Origin of the sequence: Agarivorans sp. QJM3NY_30 (assembly GCF_050870855.2) — a bacterium.
Lineage (GTDB): Bacteria > Pseudomonadota > Gammaproteobacteria > Enterobacterales > Celerinatantimonadaceae > Agarivorans.
Genome location: NZ_CP194038.2, coordinates 857,689 through 883,365, shown reverse-complemented (window position 1 = coordinate 883,365; position 25,677 = coordinate 857,689). Strand labels below are relative to the sequence as shown.

Annotated in this window: 24 protein-coding genes, 1 tRNA gene and 1 pseudogene; 15 read left to right on the top strand and 11 right to left on the bottom strand. The window is 45.7% G+C overall.

All coding sequences use genetic code 11. The features are described 5' to 3' along the window. Positions 1-59: 59 nt before the first annotated feature. Positions 60-983, top strand: a complete 924-nt coding sequence (gene lpxL, locus ACRRSX_RS03980) for an LpxL/LpxP family Kdo(2)-lipid IV(A) lauroyl/palmitoleoyl acyltransferase (protein ID WP_432454516.1) — start codon at positions 60-62, stop codon at positions 981-983. Here the strand turns inward: lpxL and glnE are convergent. Continuing rightward, entirely contained in the window at positions 980-3,862 is a 2,883-nt protein-coding gene (glnE, locus tag ACRRSX_RS03975; protein WP_432454517.1) for a bifunctional [glutamate--ammonia ligase]-adenylyl-L-tyrosine phosphorylase/[glutamate--ammonia-ligase] adenylyltransferase, read from the bottom strand. The genes lpxL and glnE overlap by 4 nt on opposite strands. Before the next feature lie 224 nt (positions 3,863-4,086). On the opposite strand from glnE, the gene ACRRSX_RS03970 reads away from it, so the two are divergent. Continuing rightward, a complete protein-coding gene (locus ACRRSX_RS03970; protein ID WP_432454518.1) occupies positions 4,087-4,842 on the top strand; it encodes a potassium channel family protein in 756 nt (251 codons plus the stop codon). 45 nt (positions 4,843-4,887) lie between these two features. Here ACRRSX_RS03970 and ACRRSX_RS03965 read toward each other — a convergent pair whose 3' ends face one another. After that, complete coding sequence (locus ACRRSX_RS03965; RefSeq protein WP_432454519.1) at positions 4,888-5,667, bottom strand: YdcF family protein; 780 nt, start codon at positions 5,665-5,667, stop codon at positions 4,888-4,890. Between the two features lie 5 nt (positions 5,668-5,672). Beyond that, positions 5,673-7,160 carry a CYTH domain-containing protein gene (locus ACRRSX_RS03960; RefSeq protein ID WP_432454520.1) on the bottom strand — a complete coding sequence of 496 codons (1,488 nt, stop codon included), beginning with the start codon at positions 7,158-7,160 and terminating at the stop codon, positions 5,673-5,675. Between the two features lie 183 nt (positions 7,161-7,343). On the opposite strand from ACRRSX_RS03960, the gene ACRRSX_RS03955 reads away from it, so the two are divergent. The 3 genes from ACRRSX_RS03955 to ACRRSX_RS03945 all read left to right on the top strand — a co-directional run bounded on the left by ACRRSX_RS03955 (position 7,344) and on the right by ACRRSX_RS03945 (position 10,038). Continuing rightward, on the top strand, positions 7,344-8,021 hold the full coding sequence (locus ACRRSX_RS03955) for a TIGR00153 family protein (protein WP_432454521.1): 678 nt from the start codon (positions 7,344-7,346) through the stop codon (positions 8,019-8,021). Between the two features lie 28 nt (positions 8,022-8,049). Further along, a complete protein-coding gene (locus ACRRSX_RS03950) occupies positions 8,050-9,315 on the top strand; it encodes an inorganic phosphate transporter (protein WP_432454522.1) in 1,266 nt (421 codons plus the stop codon). A 111-nt stretch (positions 9,316-9,426) separates the two neighbouring features. Continuing rightward, on the top strand, positions 9,427-10,038 hold the full coding sequence (locus ACRRSX_RS03945) for a TIGR04211 family SH3 domain-containing protein (protein WP_432454523.1): 612 nt from the start codon (positions 9,427-9,429) through the stop codon (positions 10,036-10,038). Positions 10,039-10,177: 139 nt separating this feature from the next. Here the strand turns inward: ACRRSX_RS03945 and ACRRSX_RS03940 are convergent, their stop codons facing one another. After that, on the bottom strand, positions 10,178-10,975 hold the full coding sequence (locus ACRRSX_RS03940; RefSeq protein ID WP_432454524.1) for a general secretion pathway protein GspB: 798 nt from the start codon (positions 10,973-10,975) through the stop codon (positions 10,178-10,180). After that, positions 10,975-12,594 (bottom strand): AAA family ATPase, encoded by a 1,620-nt coding sequence (locus ACRRSX_RS03935; RefSeq protein WP_432454525.1) that lies wholly within the window; start codon positions 12,592-12,594, stop codon positions 10,975-10,977. Before ACRRSX_RS03935 ends, ACRRSX_RS03940 begins: the two co-directional genes overlap by 1 nt. Before the next feature lie 136 nt (positions 12,595-12,730). On the opposite strand from ACRRSX_RS03935, the gene ACRRSX_RS03930 reads away from it, so the two are divergent. Continuing rightward, complete coding sequence (locus tag ACRRSX_RS03930) at positions 12,731-13,984, top strand: multifunctional CCA addition/repair protein (RefSeq protein WP_432454526.1); 1,254 nt, start codon at positions 12,731-12,733, stop codon at positions 13,982-13,984. Positions 13,985-14,021: 37 nt separating this feature from the next. On the opposite strand, the gene ACRRSX_RS03925 is transcribed toward ACRRSX_RS03930, so the two are convergent. From ACRRSX_RS03925 to folB, 3 genes are read right to left on the bottom strand one after another with little or no spacing between them, the layout of a single operon-like run. Next, complete coding sequence (locus tag ACRRSX_RS03925) at positions 14,022-14,822, bottom strand: undecaprenyl-diphosphate phosphatase (RefSeq protein ID WP_432454527.1); 801 nt, start codon at positions 14,820-14,822, stop codon at positions 14,022-14,024. A gap of 21 nt (positions 14,823-14,843) precedes the next feature. After that, positions 14,844-15,332 carry a 2-amino-4-hydroxy-6-hydroxymethyldihydropteridine diphosphokinase gene (gene folK, locus ACRRSX_RS03920; protein WP_432454528.1) on the bottom strand — a complete coding sequence of 163 codons (489 nt, stop codon included), beginning with the start codon at positions 15,330-15,332 and terminating at the stop codon, positions 14,844-14,846. Next, positions 15,332-15,697 (bottom strand): dihydroneopterin aldolase, encoded by a 366-nt coding sequence (gene folB / locus ACRRSX_RS03915; protein ID WP_432454529.1) that lies wholly within the window; start codon positions 15,695-15,697, stop codon positions 15,332-15,334. The genes folK and folB overlap by 1 nt, the downstream gene beginning before the upstream one ends. Before the next feature lie 123 nt (positions 15,698-15,820). On the opposite strand from folB, the gene plsY reads away from it, so the two are divergent. After that, on the top strand, positions 15,821-16,411 hold the full coding sequence (plsY, locus tag ACRRSX_RS03910; protein ID WP_432454530.1) for a glycerol-3-phosphate 1-O-acyltransferase PlsY: 591 nt from the start codon (positions 15,821-15,823) through the stop codon (positions 16,409-16,411). Between the two features lie 169 nt (positions 16,412-16,580). Here the strand turns inward: plsY and tsaD are convergent, their stop codons facing one another. Next, positions 16,581-17,603, bottom strand: coding sequence for a tRNA (adenosine(37)-N6)-threonylcarbamoyltransferase complex transferase subunit TsaD (gene tsaD, locus ACRRSX_RS03905; RefSeq protein ID WP_432454531.1), 1,023 nt, complete (start codon positions 17,601-17,603; stop codon positions 16,581-16,583). A 221-nt stretch (positions 17,604-17,824) separates the two neighbouring features. On the opposite strand from tsaD, the gene rpsU reads away from it, so the two are divergent. From rpsU to ACRRSX_RS03880, 5 genes are all read left to right on the top strand, one after another. Beyond that, a complete protein-coding gene (gene rpsU / locus ACRRSX_RS03900) occupies positions 17,825-18,040 on the top strand; it encodes a 30S ribosomal protein S21 (protein ID WP_432454532.1) in 216 nt (71 codons plus the stop codon). A 16-nt stretch (positions 18,041-18,056) separates the two neighbouring features. Next, positions 18,057-18,500, top strand: a complete 444-nt coding sequence (locus ACRRSX_RS03895) for a GatB/YqeY domain-containing protein (protein WP_432454533.1) — start codon at positions 18,057-18,059, stop codon at positions 18,498-18,500. Positions 18,501-18,585: 85 nt separating this feature from the next. Beyond that, positions 18,586-20,352: a DNA primase gene (dnaG, locus tag ACRRSX_RS03890; protein WP_432454534.1), complete on the top strand. Its 1,767-nt coding sequence runs from the start codon at positions 18,586-18,588 to the stop codon at positions 20,350-20,352. A gap of 147 nt (positions 20,353-20,499) precedes the next feature. Continuing rightward, complete coding sequence (rpoD, locus tag ACRRSX_RS03885) at positions 20,500-22,326, top strand: RNA polymerase sigma factor RpoD (RefSeq protein WP_432454535.1); 1,827 nt, start codon at positions 20,500-20,502, stop codon at positions 22,324-22,326. A 113-nt stretch (positions 22,327-22,439) separates the two neighbouring features. Continuing rightward, a tRNA-Ile gene (locus tag ACRRSX_RS03880) sits at positions 22,440-22,516 on the top strand. 384 nt (positions 22,517-22,900) lie between these two features. Here the strand turns inward: ACRRSX_RS03880 and ACRRSX_RS03875 are convergent. Further along, positions 22,901-23,047, bottom strand: coding sequence for a KTSC domain-containing protein (locus ACRRSX_RS03875; protein ID WP_432454536.1), 147 nt, complete (start codon positions 23,045-23,047; stop codon positions 22,901-22,903). Between the two features lie 148 nt (positions 23,048-23,195). Beyond that, the gene (locus ACRRSX_RS03870; RefSeq protein WP_432454537.1) at positions 23,196-23,939 is read right to left on the bottom strand and encodes a hypothetical protein; all 744 of its coding nucleotides are present in this window, start codon (positions 23,937-23,939) and stop codon (positions 23,196-23,198) included. Between the two features lie 467 nt (positions 23,940-24,406). On the opposite strand from ACRRSX_RS03870, the pseudogene ACRRSX_RS03865 reads away from it, so the two are divergent. The 3 genes and pseudogenes from ACRRSX_RS03865 to ACRRSX_RS03855 all read left to right on the top strand — a co-directional run. Then, a pseudogene (locus tag ACRRSX_RS03865) lies at positions 24,407-24,616 on the top strand (transposase); the annotation flags it as partial. Between the two features lie 60 nt (positions 24,617-24,676). Further along, positions 24,677-25,117 carry a MarR family winged helix-turn-helix transcriptional regulator gene (locus ACRRSX_RS03860; RefSeq protein ID WP_112404523.1) on the top strand — a complete coding sequence of 147 codons (441 nt, stop codon included), beginning with the start codon at positions 24,677-24,679 and terminating at the stop codon, positions 25,115-25,117. A gap of 110 nt (positions 25,118-25,227) precedes the next feature. After that, positions 25,228-25,653, top strand: coding sequence for an organic hydroperoxide resistance protein (locus tag ACRRSX_RS03855; protein ID WP_432454538.1), 426 nt, complete (start codon positions 25,228-25,230; stop codon positions 25,651-25,653). Positions 25,654-25,677 lie beyond the last annotated feature (24 nt).

Below are 25,677 nucleotides of genomic sequence, written 5' to 3'. Positions count from 1 at the left end.
CGGCATAATTACCAGAATTCGGGTAAACTTGACTCACCAACTGAAGCAAAAAGAAAAACATGGCTGAAATATCTCCCCCCACACTCAACGCTGGCTCCTTTCACCCCCGAAATTGGGGGGCTTGGTTGTTAATTAGTTTCATGCTTGGTATTAGCCTGCTGCCCCATCGCCTGCAACATTACTTAGGCTTGGCGATTGGCCGCCTAGGAAAAAGACTACTCAAATCACGAGTGCATATCGCACGTCGAAACTTGCACATTTGTTTCCCAGAAAAATCTGCGGTGCAGCGTGAGCAATTGCTTGAACAATGCTTCACACATCTCGGACACTCGGTAGTTGATACCGCGAATGCTTGGTTTTGGCCCAAATGGCGCTTTGCCAAACATCTTCATTTTGAAGGTTTGGAACATTTAGAACAGGTGAGACAAAAACCAGGCGGCATTCTGCTGTTAAGTGCTCACTTCTGGACTTTAGAAAGCCATGCCAGAGCCTTTGGAGTCATTGATCCTGGTGTTGGTATCTATCGTCCGAATAAAAACCAAGTCTACGAGTATTTCCAATACCATGGACGAACCAGAGCCAATAAGTACCTGGTCGACCGAACCGATGTGCGAGGCATGATAAAAGCTTTAAAAAATGGGAATGCGGTTTGGTACGCCCCCGACCATGATTACGGAACCCACGCGGCTGTATTTGTGCCTCTTTTTGCTCAGCCAAACGCTGCTACCATTACCGGAACAGCCACCCTCGCTCGAGTCAAAAACGTACAGGTACTGATGAGTTACGCACTTCGAAACGCAGATGGCTCCATCACCTTGGTGATAGAACCCGCTATCGAAAATTATCCCACTGGTGACACTAAAGCCGATGCGCGCACGATTAATCAGGCCATAGAAAAAGCCATTTTACGCGCTCCCGAGCAGTACATGTGGATCCATCGTCGCTTTAAATCGCGCCCTGAGGGCGAACCCAGCGTCTACTAATCTACCTTTGGTGCTTGAGCGGCAAATAACTGTCGCCAGGTATCACAAACAACGCTCAGATCGAGGGTGAACTGAGCCTTTTCGACCAGCCGCGGTAATTCTTGTAAGGATTGACGATGCCCCTCGTCACGGATCTCTAAATAACAACGAGTCAATCCCTGTGCCTGCTGTTTGTCTAAGATCCCCAGCTGCGCGCAGCTTTCAAAAATCCGGACATTATCACTCCATCGACTCAGCTCAGGACAGCGATCGGTATACTGTAATACCAAATACTGCGCAATAAACTCAATATCAACCATCCCCCCAGCCGACTGCTTCAAATCGAATAAATCACTAGTTTCTCTACTCAAATGCTGGCGCATTTTATGCCGCATCTCCACCACTTGGGTGATGAGTTCTGTAGGTTCACGTTTGATCGACAAAATTTGATGGCGAACCTGTTCAAAACGTTGCCCTAAGTCACGATCACCATAAACCACTCGGGCTCGCACTAAGGCTTGGTGCTCCCAAGTCCAGGCTTCTTTCAGTTGATACTGCTCAAAAGCATCGATCGCCGATACCAACAAACCCGAAGCCCCCGATGGACGCAGACGCATATCGAGCTCATACAATACGCCAGAGGCGGTGCGGGTATTAAACAAGTGCATAATGCGTTGCGCTAATTTGAGATAAAACTGCTTACTATCGATTTGCTTCGGACCAGTGGTGTAGGTAGAGCTGTCACTGTTATGTAAAAAAACCAAATCTAGATCGGAGCTATAGCCAGTTTCGATGCCACCGATCTTGCCGTAGCCCACAACCGCAAAACCGCGTTGCTGTTGCTCAAGGTGTTCCGGGTAGCCATGGCGCTCCACAATTTGCGCCCAAGCATGTTCAACCACCGCATTTACAATTACTTCTGCAACCGCTGTTAAGTGATCACTTACTTTCATCAAAGGTAGCGCACCGGCGATATCCGCGGCGGTGATCCGCAACTGTTGTATTTGCTTGAACTGACGTAAGGCCTCCATTTGCTGTTCCATGTCATCGGCTGGGATCCGCAACATAAACTCGCGTAGCTGCTGGGCGTAGCTATCGGCACTGACCGGATTATATAACAACGCGGGATCAAGCAACTCATCCAGCAAGATCGGAAAGCTTGCCAACTTCTCGGCCAACATCGCGCTGCCAGCACACAAGCGCAACAGTTGATGCAAAGAGCCTGGATTTTCGGCTAATAATTCTAGATAAGCAGTACGGGACAAGATCCGCTCTAACAACACCATGACTCGGGGTAATACTAAGTTGGTTTTCGGATGCTCAAACAACTGTTGTAACAAGCTCGGCATCATCCGCTCTAAAGTTTGTCGACCCCGTTGACCAATTTGCCGATGCTCCACTGCATGCATAAAGTGATACATAGTTTCCACGCGTTGCTGCTGCTCCGCTTCAGCGCAAACATGTTTAGCCATGAGCGAGGCAAGCGCTTCGCGATCAGCACCACAATGCCACAGATCTTCGTAATCTTGGCTAGCTTGATGCTCATCACATTGTTCATCGCCAATGGCGCTTTGGAAACAGCCATTCACCTCGGCTAATAAAGCTTGTAGTTGCTGATAAAAATCAACCCAGGATGCTTCCCCCATCACCCATGCGATCCGCTGTTGATCAAGCTCGCTATCCGGCAGAGTCTGGGTTTGTTTATCATCAATTTGCTGTAAGATATTTTCTACCTGACGCAGATACAGATAATGCTTGGTAAGCAATTGCGTCTGCTCAAGACTCAACTCGCCGTACTCACTGAGTAAGCTCAAAGCCTTGAGCAATGAGCGCGTTTGCAGGACTGGTTCTCTTCCGCCACGGATCAATTGAAAAGTTTGCGCAATAAACTCAATCTCACGGATCCCTCCTGAGCCTAGTTTGATGTTATCACGTAAGCCCTTACGTCGAATTTCCGAGTTAATCATCGCCTTCATCGAGCGCAATGCTTGGATCGCACTAAAATCTATATAACGACGATACACATAAGGTTTTAGCATGGCTTGAATGGCTTGGTCATAACGCAAATCCTGGTTAATCACCCGCGCTTTCACCATCGCATAGCGTTCCCAATCACGACCATGATGCTGATAGTAATCTTCAAAGGCGGCATAGCTTACCGCCAAGGGACCCGACTCACCAAAAGGACGCAGCCGCATATCCACGCGAAATACAAAACCGTCAACGGTCGGTTGATCGATTAGTTGAATTAGACGCTGGCCCATACGAATAAAAAATTGCTGATTAGCAATGCTTCGCCGCCCACCTTGAGTTTCGCCATTTTCTGGAAAACAAAAAATCAAATCGATATCAGAGGAGAAGTTAAGCTCGCGTCCCCCTAACTTGCCCATGCCTATCACCACCAAGGCTTGAGCATTGCCAGCGCTATCCATCGGCGTCCCAGATTCAGCACAACAACGCGAATATAGCCATTGATTCGCACAGTCAACACAGCTGTCGGCCAGCGCCGATACTTGCGCAAAGCTGTCGGTAACCGCTTGGCCTTGGGTTAAATCTCGCCAGGCGATCAACACCATTTGCTGGCGACGAAACCGCCGTAATACTTTCTTGGCAGCATCATCATTTTGTTGTTCGGCTAATTGAGCAGTCAGTTGCTCACGTAGCTGCGTCTCTGTTAACACCTGGCTTAGCAGCTGCTGTTGCCAAATATCGAGCAGCAAAGAAGGCTGAGCAATACAACTATCGGCAATAAAGTCACTCACCGCGAAGGCCTGTTGCGACTGTTGCTGCTGGTACTCGCTGAGTTCAGTGTTTAGTCTGGGTTCCAAGGCGACCACTCGCTCCCATGACTGGGCAGCGAAAGATAAAAGTTGTTGTTGCAGAGGGAGAGCATTTGACATAGTTAGCAGCACCACAGCTGAGAAATTAAATGAATCTGAACATGAAAACTATTGAAGTTCAAGCATCCACTAGCCGATATTCAGACGCCACCACTACACTCCAAATATGCCTTATTTATCACAAAACTGTTTGATATATCAGTATTTACCCCGCAATACTGAAAATCTTTAAAACTCAGGTATAGTGCTTGTATATCGCTCAGTACTCGCTGCAGGATGCGCTGATGAAAACCAATATAAACGCCTTCGACTTGGTCATGATGTTACTGTCCATTATCGCCATTGGCATTGTCAGTAGTTTGTATTTTTATCCTAGTGATTCACAACTACACGCGTTGTTAGTCACTTTGGATACCTTAATCTGCTGTGTTTTCATCACCCACTTTTTTAGTCGCATGTTACGTAGCCATACACCAATGCACTACCTAAGCCACCATTGGATCGACTTATTTGCCAGTATTCCATTGATTGAACCGCTGCGTTTCCTGCGGTTTATTCATGCGGTGAAGCTAATTAAAGCCATCTCGGTACAGCAACACTTACTTAAAAGACTCAAACATAGAAGAGTTGAAGCAACTTTAGCCGCCATATTACTGGTCCTCCTGATCATTGTGTTACTTGGTTCGATTGGCATCTTAATCGCCGAGGGAAGTGAGTCTGGCGGGCAAATTCACAGCTCTGGAGAAGCTCTTTGGTGGGCAATTGTTACCATTTCTACGGTCGGTTATGGTGACTTTGTGCCAGTCACTGACGCCGGACGAGTCATCGCTAGTGTGATGATTTTAACTGGTGTCGGTTTTTTTGGTGCCATCTCCGGTTTAATGTCGGCCATGCTACTACGTGATGAAACCGCCAAAGAAACTGAGCTCGTGCGTTTTATGCAACAGCATCATGCCAATCAAAAAACCATGCAGCAACAACTACAACAAATCGAGCAACAGTTACACCAGCTACAGCAAAAGCAACATCCCAAAGACTAATCGAGCAATGATCTGAGTTCAAATAACTCCTGTCCAAAGCTTAATTTATTCGGAAGAACTCAAACTGACCCGAGCACGCAACCATAGATTCGCCAACGCTTCATAAATTGCAGTATCCGCCTTGGCAATATTACTGAACTTCGGGATAAAGGCTCGCCAACTGAGTGGCGCTTGCCAATTACGCACCTGATAATAACTTGGTGCGGCAGTCACTTTTAACCCTTGCTGCTGAAATAACCACATCGCTCTTGGCATATGCGCAGCTTGTGTCACCAGTACGATGTTTTTTCCACGATAGCTACCTGCCGCCGTTTGCGCTTCTGCTGCCGTATTTAAGTTATGGTAGCTACGTAACAGATGTGAGTCCGGGACACCTAAGGATATCGCCAATTTGGCCAACATATCGGCATGCTCCACGCCACTGGCTTCTACATCCCCGCCCGAGAGCAATATTTGACTCTCTGGATGCTGTCTCCATAAGCGAATAGCCTCCACCAGCTTTACCGTAGCGCAGGGTAAAACTTGGCTAGAGAGTGGTTGTGTTTTATCCACGTAATGCAAACAACCCAAGACCACAATCAGGTCCGTATCGGCGGGTAATACATGCATCGCCGGATATTGTGTTTCAAAAAACCGTAGCATTTTACCGCTCAACGGACCAAGACTGAAAACCAGCGCCAACAACAAGGAAATAAAAACTAAACTTTTCGCCAGGTAAGCTCGGCCAAGTAACCAACAGATCGCCGCCAACAACAATAATAGCCATAGCAAAGTGCTGGGTATAAACAGACTGATCAATAACTTACTAAACAAAAAGCTACTCACCAAAACTACCAATAAACCGTTTGTTGCAAGGCTTGTTGGCGAGAGAACGTTAAAGCATCTAATAACGATTGCTCTTTTCGGCTGACCCATTTTTCGATCGTTTGCTGTAACTCCGGCTCCAAATCATCAAACAGGGCCCGCAAGGGTTTATACAAACTCAACTCTTCAATCCCCGACAAAATATCCATCCATGGCAATCGAAATTCTTGTCGAGCGCTCTCATCAAATAATTCCCCAACACAGATCCCCACCAGCAAATTCCGTCTTAATTTGGTGGCTTGCTTAATGTACACATCGGCATCCACTTCAGGTAATGCGAGATCAGAGTTGCGCAAATGAGTCCAACTGGTCGCTAACAATTGTTGAGCGACTTGGCGAATATCTAAGGCTTGCACCGTTGGACTATTTTGCCATTCTGCCAAATACAACCAGCGAGTGATTTTTAACATCAAACGACAATAGCGCGGGCTGTGCATTAACTGGTGGATTTGTTCCACTTGGGGTAAGGCATTTTGTTGCTGTTGTAAGGACTTTAATAGAGAGCGCTGCTGAGGCAGCTTTTTAATTAAAACACCGCGTTCTGCGGTCAGTCGGGATAAACTATGGGCCTGATTAAGCCAGCTAAACTGTTGGCGTAACCAACGCAGCTCACTCAACCAAGAACAAGCAACCAAGTCTAACTCACTAAACATCTTACAAGCCTGAACCAACATTTGGACGCCCATCGACACCTGTTCTAAGACCTCAAGCTGGGGATTATCTAAAAACAGCTGTTCATGATACTGCCAATGCCCTAAGGCCGTAGAAAAGATACGAGTCAAACACTCGGCACCGTGGGGGGCATCACTCAACTTAACCGGAAGTAAATGTTTAAGCGTTTCGCGATGACCCGCAGCTAACCGATAACCACGCTTCGCTTTGCTTATATTAGCTAAACGTAAACCGTCAATCTCGGCGATATCACTAGCCAATTCAAATAACTGAGTCACATCACCTTTGACTAATTCCAATTCAATTTCGCAAATCGCTTCCCGTTCGGTATTAGCAATTAACCAACCTTGATCAAAGGCCACCTCAACTAAGGTATCGTTGGCCAAGTCGAGTAACCACGTTTGCCGGTCAAAAACGGTACTAAATAAGGGGACTAACTGCTGTTCTATTTGTGCTAAATCTGCACCTTGAGGCCATTCAATTTGATTAAACAACGCCAATTGCGGCTGTTTAGTCGGCACCAGCGAATTATACTCTGGTCGTTGATGTAAACCGCCAACCACCACCCCATCGGTTTTTAAGGTTTGCACATCTGCACCATCACCGCTGCGAATTCGGAGCCCCATGCCCCAACGCATTAGTTGGCGATCTGGAGTATCAAAATAGATACTGGTTAGCGGCTTTATTTCCGTTTGCAGCACACTATAATGACACAGTCGTTCGAACAACTCTGAGGCACAATGAGGTGCCGCTAACAGCTTGATTTCAATTTCATTGTTCATGGTTTATCCATGCTTGCTGACGCAGCGCCCGGCTCTCCTGTTGGGATTTTGAACAAATTTTTTTGATTTATCTCAATTAAAACGTACTAAAATTGCAGATAAAAGCTTGCAACTAAGCTAGTCTACGTTACCATGCGCCTCGCAAAAAATATATCCTTTGCATAGCTAATTGGAACAGAGATTATGTCTGGAAATACAATTCTTGGTTTGTTTGCTAAATCGCCAATTAAACCATTACAAGAACATATCAATGTAGTACATGAGTGTTGTGAAGGTTTAGTACCTTTTTTCGACGCTGTACTAAAAAAAGATTGGAAAACTGCCGCTAAGCGTCGCGTAATCATCTCTGAATTAGAGAAAGAAGCGGATCGAATGAAACGAGATATTCGATTAAATCTTACCGGTGGACTTTTCATGCCAATTGAACGTTCCGACGTTCTCGAACTGTTGACTCATCAGGACAGAATAGCCAACAAAGCAAAAGATATTTCAGGCCGTATGCTTGGGCGAAAAATGGAGTTACCACCGAAGCTGGCGGAAATGTTCATGGAGTATCTGCAACGCTGTTTAGATGCCACCGCGATGGCTAAAGCGGTGATTAATGAATTAGAAGACTTACTCGAAACCGGTTTTAAAGGCCGTGAAGTCAATGTCGTGAAAGACATGGTTGAGAAACTCGATCTCATCGAAGACGAAACCGACGGACAACAGCGCAAAATCCGTAGAAAACTACAAAAATTAGAGAAAAAACTCGATCCCATCGACGCAATGTTCCTCTACTTCATCATTGAAGCCATTGGCGAACTCGCCGATCAGGCACAACGTGTTGGCGCACGTTTAGAACTGATGATCTATCGCTAAAAAATAAGAAATCACTTAGGTAACTCCAATGGAAATTCTTGCAACTTACGGCACCACGCTGGTTATCATCGCGGCTGTCTTCGGCTTTGTGATGGCTTGGGGTATTGGCGCGAATGATGTCGCCAACGCCATGGGCACATCGGTCGGCTCTAACGCTATCACGATTAAGCAAGCAATCATCATCGCGATGATTTTCGAATTCGCCGGTGCTTATTTGGCTGGCGGCGCGGTCACCAACACGGTTCGTAAAGGGATCATTGATTCAGGAGCTTTCACCCAAACACCAGAGTTACTGGTATTTGGCATGATTGCCGCGTTATTGGCGGCAGGAACCTGGCTATTAATCGCCTCCTATAACGGATGGCCTGTTTCTACCACCCACTCTATCATTGGCGCAATCGTTGGTTTTGCCGCGGTGGGCGTAGGTACCGAGGCCGTAGAATGGGGCAAAGTATCCAGCATTGTCGGCAGCTGGATTATTACCCCTGCAATATCCGGCATAGTCGCCTATTTCATTTTTATGAGCGCACAAAAGCTCATCTTTGAGAATGAAAACCCACTGGCAGCAGCCAAACGCTACGTGCCCGGCTACATGTTCTTAGCTGGGTTTATGATGGCCTTAGTGACCATCAAGAAAGGATTAAAGCACGTCGGCTTGGAAATGAGTTCGACCGAAGGCTACCTCTGGGCAATCGCCGTTGGTTTAGTGGTTGCAATCGTCGGTAAATACATCATTACTCGTCTGAAAATCGACCCGAAGGCCGACCGTCAAATGCACTACACCAACGTAGAGAGGGTATTTGCGGTACTAATGGTTATCACGGCTTGCTGCATGGCGTTTGCCCATGGCTCAAATGATGTGGCAAATGCAATTGGACCATTGGCCGCAGTGGTGAGCGTCGTTCACAACAACGGGGAAATCACAGGCAAGGCGGCACTCGCTTGGTGGATCCTACCGCTTGGTGGCTTGGGTATTGTTGCTGGTTTAGCCTTATTTGGTCACCGCGTAATCGCGACAATTGGTAAGGGCATTACCGAGCTCACACCAAGTCGTGGTTTTGCTGCCGAACTCGCAGCAGCGACTACCGTGGTGATTGCTTCGGGTACAGGTTTGCCCATTTCAACAACACAAACACTAGTTGGCGCGGTGTTGGGTGTCGGTATGGCGCGTGGTATTGCCGCACTTAATTTAGGCGTGGTGCGTAACATTGTCGTCTCGTGGGTGATCACCCTGCCAGCGGGCGCTTTGTTGTCCATCGTGTTCTACTATATTTTATTGGGTATTTTTGGTTAATTAACCTTAATCAAGCTAACTTTTACTCACAATAACAACGTTGTTGGTTGAGACTGACAACGTTGTTTCGTACACTAACGGCGAATACAATCAAATCCGAAGAGATATGCCGTGATCCTCAGAAACTTATCCGCAGCTTTTTTATTGCTCGCCCTCACTTCGCCAGCCATCGCTCAAACTCGTTATATATCGGATGACTTGTTCATTTTCATGCATTCCGGGCCCAGCAATCAATTTCGAATTTTAGGTAGCGTAAACGCCGGCACTAAAATTAACCAAATTGGCTACGATGCAGAACATAAATACGCCAAAGTCGTCCTCGACAATGGTCGTGAAGGTTGGGTTGACTCCAAATACCTAAACTCGAAACCTGGTCTTGCATACCAATTAGAACAAATTAAAGCGCAGCTCAAACTTAGCGAAAGCAAGTTCAAGCAGCAGCTAGAAAGCAGTGAAAGCAATTCTGCTGGACAACTTATCAAGCTCGAATCTCAGCAACAACAAATCGAGCAATTACAGTTAACCAACGACCAACTGAATGAGCAACTCAGTCAAATCAGCAAACAAAACATTAATCTTCAAGCTGAACTTGACGCCATTGACGAAGCGGTGCAGATGCAATGGTTTATGCGTGGCGCGGGCGTTGCCGGTATCGGTCTAATTTTAGGTTTATTATTGCCGATGATCCCTCGTCGCAAAAAACGAGACCAACAATGGATGTAGGTTTAACCATTAAAAAGGGCGCTTAAAGCGCCCTTTTTGATTTAAACAACTCAGTGCATTGTTATTTCACTAATTAAACTCGTCGGTTTATCGATGAGCGCCGAAAACTTAGGTTTATCCGCAAACCATCGACCAAAACTTATCCCCAGTCGACCAAGGCTTTTAAACGGCAAAGATTTCCGGCCACCCGCAGTACAATATCGTTGAGGCGGATAGCAACCAGCTCAATACGATTGGTCAGTAAATCGCCTTCAAACAACTGTTGCTCATTCAAGGTCACATGACGCCGAGCCGGATCGGATGAAAAGACATGAGATTTAAAAGTAATCGCCGGCACCAAGGCTTGTAACTCGGGTGACAGTTCCGCCAGTAGCGGCGCATCATCATAAACCGCGGTTGACTGCTGCTCTTGCCAGTTCAAGGACTCTGTCGCTTGAACCGCTTGCGCAAAGCGCTGTTCCAAACTGAGATCAGACTTCAAATTTGTCGGCTGAGCGGGCTTATACTCGGTCGAAGCCGTTGGCGACGATTCAACAACCGGCTTAAAATCCTTATCTTCTTGAGCAATTAACCGTTTGCTAGTGTTAGCGATTAAGTCGGCATACTGCGCCTGACGCATCGCCAATAAGTCGACTCGCTCTAAATCTTTGAAATCGGGCAAGGGATTTAATTCAAAAGGCGCCAGCCGAGGCTTCTGTGGCTCCGCAAATACTGGTGCTGGTGCTGGCGCTGCCACATCCGCCACGATAGGCGGAGCGCTGCCAGACCGAGGAACAACTTGTAGCTTTTGCCACCACCACAAGCCAGCAAACAGCAAAACAAGCGTCAACAAGACACAAAATAGTGCGAACCATAAGCGATTGTTGGGCGACGTTGGGACTAACGCCGCCATCGCGCCTTGTTGACTACGGCGTTGCGCCGCCAAGATACTAGACACTAATTCAACTCCTGCAAACGTGGTTGATCAACATATATCTGTTGATTCAAATGTAACAGTGTAAATACACCGGCAATGCCATCCGCGGTGAGATGATTCTGACGCTGATATTGTTTCACTTGCTGACTCAGTTGGCGATCATATTTGAAGATCTGCCGTGACCGCTTACCTTGAATTAGCGATAGGCTCTGTTCTAACCAATGCACCGCTTCCCCCTGACTGCCCAGCTTTAATACTCCATCAAAGCCTTTCGGTTGCTGCCACAGGACCTGAAACTCACCATTCCAGCGTTGCTGCAACCAAGCTTGATCCACCATCATAGAACGCTCTCCCAACCATAATTCAAGTTGTGGCCCCCAATGTCGCAGCACAGCATAAAAAGGTTCACCTTGGTCTTCTAGCTTTAACACCGCAGGTAAATTAACTTCACGTAACATCTGCTCCCCGCCATTAAGAGACAAACAATATAAATCAACGCTTGTAATCAAGTCACAACTGGCTTGAGAGGCAGGTGCATCATAACCCCACGCGCGTAATAGCAGCTGCCATGCACGTGGCGGTAAACGGCTACTACTGCGTAGCTGTTGCCATTCGTCTGCTTGTTGCTCCGCGGCAGTGACACTGGGCGCCACAACAGCAGCGACAGGCACACTCAACTGCGGTTCAACAAGAGCCCGTTGTTGGGGAAGCGAGTCCGCGATAACAGAGCCAAGCATTGGCCAATGTTGATACACATAACCCGCCCCTAACAATACAACACCTAACATCGCACCACTGAACAAGTAAGCAAGATTAAGCTGTCGAGGCGGTTCATTTAAGGCTACTTCTTCAATCGCTTGCCTTAAAGCAGCTTTATCCACCTGTAGCTTATTGCCAGCATAGGCGGCCAACAGCGCGCGATCACAAAGCAAATTAATCACCCGAGGGATCCCTTCTGCGGCCTTAAATACCTGCTTCACTACAACATCAGAAAACAAAGGCCGCTCACAACCCGCCACCTGTAAACGATGCATGATATAGGCTTTAACTTCATTCACCGTTAATGGCAACAAGTGATAACGAGCAGTGATTCGTTGCGCCAATTGGCGTAAAATTGGCTGCTTTAATTTTTGCTGTAACTCCGGCTGACCAATCAATACCACCCGCAATAACTTACGGGTATCGGTCTCAAAGTTGGTTAATAAACGAAGCTGTTCTAATACCGCTACCGAAAGATGCTGAGCTTCATCGATCAACAGCATGGTATTCCCACCAGCAGCATGGTTTTCTAACAAACGCTGACGGATCGCGTCTCCTAACTGTTTAACACTCATCTTATCGCTGTCGTAAGGGATGCTCAGCTCGTCACATACCGTGGCCAATAGCTCTATTTCTGTGAGTGTGGGATTGAGTACAAAAGCAACTTTGGTTGTTGCGGGTAGTTGTTTTAGTAAAGCACGCGACACCGTGGTTTTACCGGTACCAACTTCACCAGTGAGTAGCACAAACCCCCCCGTTTCGCCTAAACCAAAACTCAGATGAGCTAAGGCCTCTTTATGCCGTTCACTCATAAATAAAAATTCAGGATTTGGCGCTATCGAAAAAGGAGTCTCCTTTAAACCAAAATAATCCAAGTACATTAAATCGCTATCCTTTCACCGACCATGGCCTACCGATGTTTTCACTCGGTGGCAATCCAAGCCCAATTGAGCGTTGATAGGTGTATAATACCCTCGCGCAAGCCGTTTGTGCATAGAGAATAACAAGGAGTGATAAGTGGAAACCTATTTGGTAGGAGGAGCAGTCAGAGATAAACTACTCGGCTTGAAGGTGAAAGACCGCGACCATGTGGTTGTCGGTGCCTCTCCAGACCTAATGCTTCAACTCGGCTATACCCAAGTTGGCAAGGATTTCCCCGTATTTATTCATCCGCACTCCCGTGAAGAATATGCCTTAGCACGCACCGAACGCAAACAAGGAAAGGGTTATACTGGTTTTAGCTGCGATGCAAGCCCTACCGTCAGTTTAGAAAACGATTTATTACGTCGTGATTTAACCATTAACGCCATCGCCATGAGTGAAGACGGCAAGCTCATCGACCCCTATGGGGGTCAGGCCGATCTGCAAGCAAAGCAATTGCGTCATGTTTCTCCAGCTTTTGTTGAAGATCCACTTCGGGTACTCCGGGTCGCTCGCTTCGCCGCACGTTTACACCCCTTAGGGTTTAGCGTGGCAGAATCTACCATGACCCTAATGCGCGAAATAGCCCATTCCGGAGAGTTATCCAGTTTAACCCCAGAGCGGATCTGGAAAGAGCTCGAAAAAGCCCTCGCCTGCGAAGCGCCTCAGGTGTTCTTCGAAGTTTTAAAACAAGCCGATGCCTTAAACCTATTATTTCCAGAACTGGCAGCTTTATTCGGCGTACCAGCTCGCCCCGAGTGGCATCCAGAAATTGACTCTGGCATTCATACGCTCATGGTTATCGAACAGAGTGCACGACTCGGATATCACAACGAAGTACGCTTTGCCTGTTTATGTCACGACTATGGTAAAGCACTCACGCCAGCAGAAACTCTACCCTCTCACCCAGGACATGGGCCGAAAGGACTAAAACTAATTAAACAGTTTTGCCAACGCCTCAAGGTGCCCAATCACTACCGAGACCTTGCTTTTCTGGTGGCCGAATATCACATCACCATTCACAGCGCTTTAGAGTTACGCCCAGAAACAGTGCTAAAATTATTTGACCGCTGCGATGCTTGGCGCAAACCAGAACGCTTTCGACAAATATTGGAAGCGGGAGTCGCCGATATTAAAGGTCGTTTGGGTTTTGAAAACTACCCTTACCCAGCCTACGACTATCTGTTACATCAGCTCGAAACCGCCAACAGCGTCGACGTACAAGCCATCGTTCAAGCTGGCTATCAGGGCGCTGCCATTCGCGAGCAATTACAAACACAGCGAATTGCGCTGATTAAACAACAAAAACAAGCGTACTTGGACGGAGCAGCGCAATCAGACGAGAATTAATCTACGTCCAACTGCCCTAAAACGTGCGCTTTTCGACCTAAGACCAGGCCAAGAAAGCAAACAAGCCCACGCCAAGTATCATCCGGTAAATCACGAAGGGTTTCATGCCGACCCGATTCACCCACTTAATGAAAAAGTGAATACATGAATAGGCGCTAACAAAGGCCACTAAAATCCCCAACGACATCGCCGACCAATCAATCGCCACAGGAGTCTCGACCATGTCTTTTGCCATTAGTGTGCAAGCACCAATAATGACAGGGATCGACATCAGAAAAGAAAAACGAGCGGCGGCTTCACGGCTTAGACCTAACATTAGACCCGCAGTGATGGTAATGCCGCTACGTGAGGTACCAGGAATAATCGCAATGGCTTGAGCAACACCAACAAACAAGGCTTGTTTCCAACCGATATGGTATTCATTTTTAATTAATTTCGCCTGCGAATCGGCCCACCATAACAAAGCGCCAAAAATCAGGGTGGTACTGGCAATCACGTAAGCTGATCGTGAATACTCTTCAATCAGCGACTTAAACAGGCCGCCAAAAATAATCGCAGGAATAGTCGCTAAAATAATTAACCAAGCAAGTATCGCTTCGGGGCTACGTTTACCAGTAAAAGAAGCCAGCCAGGCGCCTAACATCGCCCAAACTTCTTTACGAAAGTAACCCAATACTGCAAACAAGCTGCCGACATGTACCGCAACATCGAAGGCGATGCCTTGATCGGCCCAGCCCAAAATTTGTGAGGGCAAAATCAAATGAGCGGAGCTAGAAATCGGTAAAAATTCTGTTAAACCCTGGATCAACGCCAACATAATGGTTTCAAAGGGACTCATTTACGCTTCCTTATCTAAAAACTAAAGGTCTAAAGTGTCAACTCGAGTCAGCACTTGACGACTATGATCAAAATCTTGCCATAGTTGTATGAAAGTTTGGTTTACCGTAGGGTGCAGCATTGAACCAGCAATATCCGCAAGAGGCTTTAATACAAAAGCACTCTTGGTTATTTCGGCTCTGGGTAGTTTACAAGGCGTGTCTACCACTAGTTGGTTATATAACAGAATATCGATATCGAGGGTTCGTGACGAGTACTTTTGTGCATCCATGGCGCGACCATGTTCAAACTCAATCCGTTTTATTGCCTCAAATACGGCCTGTAAAGACAAGGGACTAGAAAATTTTGCCACTAAATTATAAAAAGCCGGACCATTGAAACCAAGGGCTGCACTTTCATACACCGGGCTTAACTGCAACTCACCAAATCGCTCTTTTAGAGCAAGTACACCTGCACGAATATAATATTCACGCTCAATATTACTGCCTATCCCCACAAAAATATTGGCCATTATTGAGCATAACCTTCTCGGCTACGCTCAATTTGCACCCCGACACTACTAGCAAAAGGCACTGCACCTGGCTTATTAATGGTGACTTTAAGCCAAGGCACTGCATATTGCTGGATCAGCAAATCGGCTACTTTTTCGGCGACGGTTTCCACCAATTCGTGGGCTTCGCCTCCCACTAAATTGCTCACAGCTTGACTCACCGATGCATAATCTAAGGCTAAGCTTAAGTCATCACCAGCCGCCGCAGGACGGTTATCCCAAGCCATTTCCAAATCAATCAGTAACTTCTGTTTAATTTGTTTTTCCCACTCATAGGCACCAATGGTTGCCAATACCGTGAGCTGTTTAATAAATACTTTATCCATTATTTTATGCTGCTGTGCTGTAAACGTGCTAATTAGCCTTAGCTAAAAAAACAGCGTATCATTTGGGTTTCAAAGAGCGCGATAATACCGCAATATGGCAATTGGTGGAATGCTTCTAAGCTAATGGGTTTAATCGGTTTATTTTTTATCACAGCAGCGTATTTACTGGGTTCTATATCCAGCGCTGTATTAATTTGTCGAATTTTTAGTCTGCCCGATCCTCGCCATCACGGTTCTAATAACCCTGGGGCCACCAATGTGTATCGCTTAGGCGGGAAAATCCCCGCTGGATTGGTACTGGTCTGCGATCTGCTAAAAGGCACCGTCCCAGTATGGTTAGGCTATTATGCGGGTCTCTCCCCGCTGGTACTCGGTTTTGTCGGCATCGCGGCTTGCTTAGGACACATGTATCCCATTTTCTTTCATTTTGAAGGCGGAAAAGGGGTTGCGACCGCCCTTGGTGGCGTTTTACCAATTGGTCTCGATCTCGCTGCCTTGTTGATCCTCACTTGGCTAATAATCCTAAAATTAAGAGGTTACTCTTCGTTAGCCGCAATTATCTCGGTGAGTTTAGCACCATTCTATACTTGGCTTATCAAGCCTGAATACACACTGCCCGTCGCGATGCTCTCTTGTCTGATTATTATTCGTCATCAAGGCAACATTCATCGTTTACGCAACCACACCGAAACCAAAGTCATCAAAAAAGACTAAGCCGCTCACCTTTGCATCACTAGAGAAGATATCGACGAAACAACGCAAGGCTTGTTCGCCAACAAACGAATAAAACAACTGACAACGGCAAGCCCATATAAGCCACAAAATGGCCTCCGCGCTCGTTCTGGAATGAGGCGATCAAAGCCACCCCATCGAACACAATAATCTATAAGGGGTTTGCTGCAGGCAACTCGTCTAAAGGCCAACGCGGCATGGCTTTCACCGATAAACCTTGCGTTTGGCCCGCTTTAAAACGCTGCATCCCCGCATAAGCGATCATCGCACCGTTATCGGTACAAAATTCAGCGCGAGGATAAAACACCTGACCACCACGTGATACCAATAATTCACCGAGCTGTTCGCGTAAAGCTTTGTTTGCGCTCACACCGCCGGCAATCACTAAACGTTTTAAGCCAGTTTGTTTCAGGGCGCGACGACACTTAATAATAAGAGTCTCAACCACGGCTTGTTGAAAAGCCAAAGCAATGTCGGCCTGAGTTTGTGGATCTTTGCCCTCGCTATCGATGGTATTTTTGGCGAACGTTTTTAATCCCGAGAAGCTCATATCTAAACCGGGACGGTCAGTCATCGGTCTTGGAAAGACAAAACGCCCGGCAGTGCCTTGTTCCGCTAAGCGGCTCAACGCTGGGCCGCCTGGATAATCAAGACCCAGTAACTTAGCGGTTTTATCGAAGGCTTCACCCGCCGCATCATCAATAGACTCGCCTAAAATTTGATACTCACCAATCCCATCGACTTCCACCAACAATGTATGCCCCCCCGACACTAATAGCGCTAAGAACGGGAATTCAGGCGGATTTTCTTCCAGCATTGGCGCAAGTAAATGACCTTCCATATGATGCACTGCCACCGCCGGCTTATCCCAGGCCATCGCAATACTACGCGCGGTGAGTGACCCCACTAACAAAGCGCCAACCAAACCGGGGCCAGCAGTATAAGCTACCGCGTCAATATCATCGGCACTACAATTGGCTGCTGCCATCGCTTCTTTAATCAGTGGAATAGTCTTACGAATATGGTCGCGCGAAGCTAACTCAGGCACCACCCCTCCGTAATCGGCATGCAATTTTACCTGACTGTATAAAACATCGGCCAATAAGCCTTGCTGATCATCGTAAATAGCAATGCCGGTCTCATCACACGAAGTTTCAATACCTAATACGCGCATAGTGTTGCTTTTCCTGCTTGGTTACTGGCGTCAGTAACGTATAATCTCGCCCAAAGGCCTGCCAAAAATCGCAGCTATCTTACTTGTTCAGCGCTAATTTCACCAGTGACTTACAAATAGGCTTTACATTACCCCTCAGTTCGGCTTAAAATTCCGCACCATTTTTAAACACTCAGGCTGATATTTGTTCGGCCGTTAATAAACCGGAAGGTGATAGGCATATGCCAATCGTTAAAGTACGTGAAAACGAACCATTTGACGTAGCTCTACGTCGTTTCAAGCGCTCTTGCGAGAAAGCAGGTATTCTTTCTGAAGTTCGCCGTCGCGAGTTTTATGAAAAACCAACTACAACTCGTAAACGTGCTAAAGCGTCTGCTGTTAAACGTCACGCTAAGAAATTAGCACGTGAAAACGCACGTCGCGTTCGCTTGTACTAAGCGCAGTTAATAACCTATGTCATTAAAAGCGACGCTACAAGAAGAACAAAAAGCAGCCATGCGAGCCAAAGACAAATTACGTCTTGGCACACTTCGTATGTTGCTTGCGGCAGTTAAACAGGTAGAAATTGACGAACGCATTACCCTAGAGGACGATCAAGTATTGAGCATCCTCGTAAAACAGGTAAAACAGCGTAAAGATGCTGCTGAACAGTTTTCAGCCGCTGCTCGTCAAGATTTGGCCGACAAAGAACTCGCTGAGATTGCTATCTTGGAAACGTTCCTTCCTCAAGCGCTTAGTCCAGAAGAAATTGCCTCATTGATTGATGATGCAATCGCTAAGTCGGGCGCGGCTGGAATGCAAGATATGGGTAAAGTGATGGGGATCTTAAAACCTCAGGTGCAAGGTAAGGCAGACATGGGCGCGATTAGTGCCGCCGTCCGCAGTAAACTCGCCTAAGCCCATCTCTTAAATTACTCGAGCAAGCCGTGTACTCCATGAGTTCACGGCTTGTTTGTTTTCTAAAAACCGAAGACGAGGCTAAATGGCTGGAAGAATAGCGCAACAATTTATTGATGACTTATTGGCTCGCACCGATATTGTTAGCCTAATCGATCAGCGTGTGCGTTTAAAAAAAGCCGGTAAAAACTATTCCGCTTGCTGCCCCTTTCATAACGAAAAATCGCCCTCTTTTACGGTCAGCCAAGACAAACAGTTTTATCACTGCTTTGGTTGTGGCGCCCATGGCAACGCCATTAGTTTCCTGATGGAATACGACAAACTTGAGTTTGTTGACGCAGTGGAAGATCTCGCCAGCCAAATGGGCGTAGAAGTTCAGCGAGAAAACAGCAACGATAGTAAATTTGACCCAGCCAAAAGCCAACAGCAACGCCAGCAAAGTAAAGATTTATACGAACTAACCGCGCAAGCCTGTCGCTTCTTCCAACAACAATTACGAGTGCATCCAAATAAACAACAAGTCATCGACTACTTAAAAGGCCGCGGCTTAAGTGGTGAAGTGGTGCAACGTTTCGCCGTTGGCTACGCATCAGATGAATGGGATGCATTAGGTAAAACCCTCGGCGGCTCGGCACAAGCCAGTCAGCAATTGGTGGATGCGGGTCTTTCTATCGAGAATGAAAAAGGTCGTCGCTATGACCGTTTTCGTGATCGGATCATGTTTCCAATTCGTGATAAACGCGGCCGTTATATTGGCTTTGGTGGTCGAGTTTTGGGAGATGGGACCCCCAAATACCTTAACTCACCAGAAACCAGAATTTTTCATAAAGGTCGCGAATTATATGGTCTGTATGAAGTTCGGCAGGCCTACAAACAAGTGCCACAAATTTTAGTAGTGGAAGGCTATATGGACGTGGTATCGCTCGCCCAATTTGGGGTCGATTATGCGGTCGCGTCACTGGGAACCTCTACCACCCCAGAGCATTTACAGATGCTGTTCAGAGCCAGCGAAAAAATTATTTGTTGTTATGATGGTGACCGGGCCGGACGAGATGCTGCATGGCGAGCCTTAGAAAACGCCTTACCCCACCTACGCGACAATGTAGAACTTAAGTTTATGTTCTTACCCGATGGTGAAGATCCCGACACGCTGGTTCGCCAAGAAGGTAAAGATGGCTTTGAACAACGGATGAACGATGCGATGCCGCTGTCGCGTTTCTTATTTGAACGCCTCGGCCAAGACATCGACATCAGCACTGATGCCGGAAAAAGCCACCTCGCGTCGAAAGCTTATCAGTTAATCTCTCAGGTGAACGCCAGTTTTTACAAAGAAACTTTACTCACCGAGCTGGCCACCCAAAACCGAATGCTACGTAGCCAGCTAGAAAAAGAACTAGCACAGTTAAAACAAGCGGAACGCAGCCGACCCAATGCACAAAAAGCACTTAGCTTAACACCAATGCGTAAAGCCATAGCAATGCTCTTGCAGCGGCCAACTATTGCCAATGACTTACCGCCAAGCCCACAACTGAGCCAGGTCAATATTAAAGGAATGGCCTTGCTACAGCGGCTGATTACCGAGATCCATCAAAAACCAGATATTACCACCGCGCAGCTCTTAGAACGCTGGCGAGATTTACCAGAGCAAAAACACCTTAACGCTTTGGCCAGCTATAACTTGGAAATTGACGAATCAGGTTACCCCGATGAGCTACAAGATATAATCGCCAGCTTCATCGAACAACTGTTGCTACAACGTTACGACCAACTCAATATCAAATCGCTGAACGGCACACTTAGCGTAGAGGAGAAGCGAGAAATGCTACAATTAGTTGTTGAATTAAAGCCTTAACTCGGCTGTTTAAGTAATAAACAAAAAGATACTATATAAATGCCTTTAATATAGAAATTTTCACCCATACTTGATATAATTCTTCGTTTGCGCTTGCAGCGCTTACGTTTATGGTTTTGCTAGCTTAATCTACTTCGGATGACATCTATGGAACAAACCCCACAGTCTCAACTCAAACTCCTTCTCGCAAAAGGTAAAGAGCAAGGCTACCTAACTTATGCAGAAGTAAATGACCATTTACCTGCTGATATCGTAGATTCCGATCAAGTTGAAGATATCATTCAAATGATCAACGACATGGGTATTCAGGTACATGAAAACGCACCTGATGCCGATGACTTATTGTTGGCGGAAAACACGACCGACGAAGACGCAGCAGAAGCTGCGGCTCAAGCGCTCGCCACGGTAGAATCAGAATTAGGCCGAACGACTGACCCTGTACGTATGTATATGCGTGAAATGGGTACTGTTGAATTGCTAACTCGTGAAGGCGAAATCGATATTGCGAAACGTATCGAAGAAGGCATTAACGAAGTTCAGCGTAGCGTTTCTGAATACCCAGAAACCATCTCTATCTTGCTCGATATGTACGATAAGTATCAGGCAGAAGAGCTTAAAGTCAGTGACATCGTCAATAGCTTCATCGACGAAAACGAAGTCGCCGAAGCCGCGCCCACCGCGACTCACATTGGCTCAGAGCTTGAAGAAAAAGATCTTGAAGACGAAGATGAAGACGACGAAGACGAAGAAGAAGAAGACACAGGCCTAGATCCTGAACTCGTCAAAGAACGTTTCGAAACCTTGCGTGCTCAATATGACAAAACTCACGCAATGATTGCCAAACATGGCCGGACTTCTAAACAAGCGAAAGCCGAGATTTTTGAACTTAGCGAAATCTTCCACACTTTCCGTTTAGTGCCAAAATTGTTCGACAAACTGGTTGCCAGTATGCGCCGGATGATGGAGCGTGTTCGCACCCAAGAACGTCTGGTTCTTAAACTTTGTGTAGAACAAGGTAAAATGCCGAAGCAAGCCTTCGTTAAAGCCTTCTCAAAAGATGAAACCAGTGACGTATGGTTTAACGAGCATAAAACCTCTGCCAAAGACTATGCCCCAGCGTTAATGGAAGTCGACGAAGAAGTTCGCCGTTGTATCTTCAAGCTAAAATCAGTTGAACAAGAAACCGGCCTATCCATTAACAACATCAAAGACATTAACCGTCGTATGAGCATTGGTGAAGCGAAAGCTCGCCGCGCCAAGAAAGAAATGGTTGAAGCCAACTTACGTTTGGTAATCTCTATTGCGAAGAAATACACCAACCGTGGTTTGCAATTCCTCGACTTGATTCAAGAAGGTAACATCGGCTTGATGAAAGCGGTGGACAAATTTGAATACCGTCGTGGTTACAAATTCTCGACTTACGCCACCTGGTGGATCCGTCAGGCAATTACTCGTTCTATTGCCGATCAGGCGCGTACTATTCGTATCCCGGTTCATATGATCGAAACCATTAACAAACTCAACCGTATTAGCCGTCAAATGCTTCAGGAAATGGGCCGCGAACCCACGCCAGAAGAATTGGCAGAACGGATGTTAATGCCTGAAGATAAGATCCGTAAGGTGCTTAAAATTGCCAAAGAACCGATCTCCATGGAAACCCCGATTGGTGATGATGAAGATTCGCACTTAGGTGACTTTATTGAGGACACCACTCTGTCGATGCCTGTTGATGCAGCGACCGGTGAAAACCTCAAGTTTGCCACTCAAGAAGTACTGGCAGGCCTCACCCCGCGTGAAGCAAAAGTACTGCGGATGCGCTTTGGTATTGGCATGAACACCGACCATACGCTTGAAGAAGTGGGCAAACAGTTTGACGTTACACGTGAACGTATTCGTCAGATTGAAGCGAAAGCTTTACGTAAGCTTCGTCACCCTTCTCGTTCTGAGCAACTTCGCAGTTTCTTAGACGAATAGACCGCTAAACGGCGAATAAATAGGCGCTTAGATTCAAACGCATAGACAAGGCTGAGACTATTTTTTATAATCCAGCCTCGTTGCTAAAGCCAAGCGCTTAGCACCACAAATTCGGCCCTTTAGCTCAGTTGGTTAGAGCACACGACTCATAATCGTTAGGTCCACAGTTCAAGTCTGTGAAGGGCCACCATATACAAAGGCGTAGAAGTTAATCACTTCTACGCCTTTTCTATTTTTTCTCTCTGTGTAGCAAATATGTAGCAGATTTCAGGCAATAAACTGTTATTCCCCTATTGTTTTTAAGAAGACTGAGTAAATTTACAACTGGGATAAGCTGAACAGCCAATAAACGCATTTCCTGCATTCTTACCACGTTTTGCCAGTCGCTCTACTCTCTGCCTCACATTTAGGACAAAGTTCATCCTTGACCTTGAAAACTAATTATTAGTGCTATGTATTTAATTTAATCCAACAACAGATTAATAAATAAAAGGCTCTAAATTCATAAGCTTCCCTTCATCCGTTAACGTTAATTGAATGGTATTTATCTCAGATATAAAATTGATACCGACTTTTATATCTGAGTACAGCTATACGTATTTTTTATGTTATGGTGCAGATAAGAACCAGCAGATGAAGCACTCATTAACTCATCATAGATATACTGTGGTACATCAAAGTATTGATAGACTCCATTGTGGAATTCGACTTCTAACGTCATGCTGTCTACATCGTAGCCAACAGACACCAAATTACTTGATGACACGAGTGCTCTGCTAAGTTGGCGCTTCGGACAACTTCCGTTTCCGTTAACTTGGAATGATTACCAACTTCAGATAACGATATAAATTTTTCCAAAACAACTCCTTTTATTGGGTTTCATCATCCGCTTTAGTTCCGAAGCGAAACTCGTACTTGAGTCCAGCAGTGGGGAAAACTTCCGTAAATGCGCCATTCCAAATTGCTATGTGAGACTCAGAACGAGCCACAAACATACCATTTGCAATATCACCAGTTTGCTTGCTTAAAAAGATGCACGACTTGTCACGGCTTAGCTCTGCTAGCTCACAGCCCTCGAAATGCTCAATACTACCAAGTGCCAAATCTTTACCTTGGTTGTAACTAAACCAAGGTAAAGCAACAATTGAAATAAGAATACATAATACGATATATGGCGTAGCCAGCATCAGCACTGAGATTTTTAATGGGCCATATACATAAAAATACAATCGCTCGGGGACATCCCCCCCTCTGGATTCAGCATCAAACTTGAACTTAACTGGGTTTCGTAAGAAATAGATGGCTACAAATGAAAATACAAACACAACTGCAAAAAACAACAAAAGTACATAAAAGTGAGTTCGTAGATATACCCAAAGATCTACTACCACTAAAAAGATAACTATGAAGCTGCCAACTAAATGTTCTTGAATTGATTTTGGAAAAAACTCACCGCTCATACCAAAACCAATTTGATAACCATAGGTATGGAAGTAGCCAAGCAGATAAAGAGCTGGAACAGATACAGTCATTAGACTGATGATACGATTTGAAGAGATAAACGCCAATAAGCGGTTATTGCTCTTTGTGATTTCCTTATCTTCCGTATTCATCCAATACCCATTGCAAAAAAGTTATTGATTAGATGAATACTAAATCAACTCAAGCTATTGAACAATCTAGAATATCTTTAAGATATGTAGTATTGAGAAGATAAGCCAACTAGTTCGTAACTAACTTCAACATAACTTGGTTTGTTTCTACATCTTTAGCTAGCTGGCCACTAGCCAAGACGTCTGATTTGAAGCGACAGGCGTCAAACACCTCAAGTGGAGCTTTAGTAAAAGCAGAATTATTAGTAAGGCTTTTGACTGAATCACTGATAAAACTGGTGTCATTCTCAGTAACCAGAGTTAAAGTGGACATCCATGATAAAAAAACATAAACATTGATAGTTTAGACTGTTATCAGCATTCTTATCACGCTTTGCCAATCACTCGACCAACTGTGCCCCACGAGCCTGTAAATTAAATTGTGTAATTGCTTATAATTAGCCCTGAACAGGCTAAGGATAAGCAACATGGATAAGAAAGCTCTCGAAGCATTTGCTCGTGAAGCCGCTAAGTCAATCAAGACCCCTTCAGATCTAGATGACTTTCGTAAAATGTTAACCAAGGTGACTGTTGAGACAGCGTTAAATGCTGAGCTTGATGACCACCTCGGTTATCAGAAACACGCTGAAAAGCCCGATAAGAATAGTCGTAATGGTTATTCATCCAAGACTGTATTGAAACTGCGAAGGCTTGAGGAGAGAATACCCTCACAACGACTTTAGATTAAGAAGAACAATATGCCTGATAATCAGCTATCGCTGGACAATCAAGTGTGTTTCGCACTTTACTCCGCTTCACTCGCAATGACACAACTTTACAAACCAATGCTGGAACCTTTGGGGCTGACATATACTCAGTATCTGATTTTGCTTACATTGTGGGAAGAAGACGGTATTGGCCTTAAAGATATTGGTTCAAAGTTAGGCCAAAAGTCAGGAGCTTTAACACCAGTGATAAAGCGAATGGAAACGGATGGCCTAGTACAGCGAGTTAGATTGCCTCATGATGAACGATCGTTAAGTGTCCGATTAACGTTAAAGGGACGTTCTTTAGAGAAAGATGCTCGAAATATCAACACATGTATTGCTGATGCTTGTGGTCTGGAATCGGAAGAACTCATTGATTTAAAAGATAAAATCATCCTTCTTAGAAAAAATATATCAAATCAAATAAAATAATAGTTGTGCGATAATAGTTATTGCGATAACGTTAGTCCCAACGGAGCACCCATATGTGGGTTCTCTTTAACGCAAATAGTTATCGCAATAATCAATTGAGGGCAATTTAAATGAAATCAATTTATACCACACAAGCAACTTCGACTGGTGGTCGTGACGGACAATCCAAATCGGAAGATGGCAAACTGCTCGTAAAACTTAGTACGCCCCAAGAACTTGGTGGACTTGGAGGCGACGGTACCAATCCAGAACAACTCTTCGCCGCCGGCTATTCGGCTTGCTTTATCGGCGCGATGAAGTTTGTTGCGATGCAAGACAAGATCCGATTACTGAATGAGCCTACCGTGACTGCGAAAGTCGGTATAGGCGAAAATCCACAAGGTATCGGTTTTGCAATTGCTGTAGAACTTCATATTTCTCTACCTGGATTAGAGTATGAAACCGCATTGGCACTGGTCGAAAAAGCGCATCAAGTATGCCCATATTCAAATGCGACTCGTGGAAACATCCAAGTTGAACTAATTGTTGCAAATTAGAATTCATTGTTGAAAAGGCATTTA

Bases quoted from the DNA above. Each gene is read 5' to 3' on its own strand.
- ACRRSX_RS03875 (WP_432454536.1), bottom strand. From the start codon at position 23,047: ATGACGTTAGAAGTCGAATTCCACAATGGAGTCTATCAATACTTTGAT.
- ACRRSX_RS03955 (WP_432454521.1), top strand. From the start codon at position 7,344: ATGTCTGGAAATACAATTCTTGGTTTGTTTGCTAAATCGCCAATTAAA.
- ACRRSX_RS03950 (WP_432454522.1), top strand. From the start codon at position 8,050: ATGGAAATTCTTGCAACTTACGGCACCACGCTGGTTATCATCGCGGCT.
- ACRRSX_RS03870 (WP_432454537.1), bottom strand. From the start codon at position 23,939: ATGAATACGGAAGATAAGGAAATCACAAAGAGCAATAACCGCTTATTG.
- glnE (WP_432454517.1), bottom strand. From the start codon at position 3,862: ATGTCAAATGCTCTCCCTCTGCAACAACAACTTTTATCTTTCGCTGCC.
- ACRRSX_RS03960 (WP_432454520.1), bottom strand. From the start codon at position 7,160: ATGAACAATGAAATTGAAATCAAGCTGTTAGCGGCACCTCATTGTGCC.
- ACRRSX_RS03935 (WP_432454525.1), bottom strand. From the start codon at position 12,594: ATGTACTTGGATTATTTTGGTTTAAAGGAGACTCCTTTTTCGATAGCG.
- plsY (WP_432454530.1), top strand. From the start codon at position 15,821: ATGGGTTTAATCGGTTTATTTTTTATCACAGCAGCGTATTTACTGGGT.
- tsaD (WP_432454531.1), bottom strand. From the start codon at position 17,603: ATGCGCGTATTAGGTATTGAAACTTCGTGTGATGAGACCGGCATTGCT.
- ACRRSX_RS03925 (WP_432454527.1), bottom strand. From the start codon at position 14,822: ATGAGTCCCTTTGAAACCATTATGTTGGCGTTGATCCAGGGTTTAACA.
- ACRRSX_RS03860 (WP_112404523.1), top strand. From the start codon at position 24,677: ATGCCTGATAATCAGCTATCGCTGGACAATCAAGTGTGTTTCGCACTT.
- folK (WP_432454528.1), bottom strand. From the start codon at position 15,332: ATGGCCAATATTTTTGTGGGGATAGGCAGTAATATTGAGCGTGAATAT.
- ACRRSX_RS03855 (WP_432454538.1), top strand. From the start codon at position 25,228: ATGAAATCAATTTATACCACACAAGCAACTTCGACTGGTGGTCGTGAC.
- folB (WP_432454529.1), bottom strand. From the start codon at position 15,697: ATGGATAAAGTATTTATTAAACAGCTCACGGTATTGGCAACCATTGGT.
- rpoD (WP_432454535.1), top strand. From the start codon at position 20,500: ATGGAACAAACCCCACAGTCTCAACTCAAACTCCTTCTCGCAAAAGGT.
- dnaG (WP_432454534.1), top strand. From the start codon at position 18,586: ATGGCTGGAAGAATAGCGCAACAATTTATTGATGACTTATTGGCTCGC.
- rpsU (WP_432454532.1), top strand. From the start codon at position 17,825: ATGCCAATCGTTAAAGTACGTGAAAACGAACCATTTGACGTAGCTCTA.
- ACRRSX_RS03970 (WP_432454518.1), top strand. From the start codon at position 4,087: ATGAAAACCAATATAAACGCCTTCGACTTGGTCATGATGTTACTGTCC.
- ACRRSX_RS03895 (WP_432454533.1), top strand. From the start codon at position 18,057: ATGTCATTAAAAGCGACGCTACAAGAAGAACAAAAAGCAGCCATGCGA.
- lpxL (WP_432454516.1), top strand. From the start codon at position 60: ATGGCTGAAATATCTCCCCCCACACTCAACGCTGGCTCCTTTCACCCC.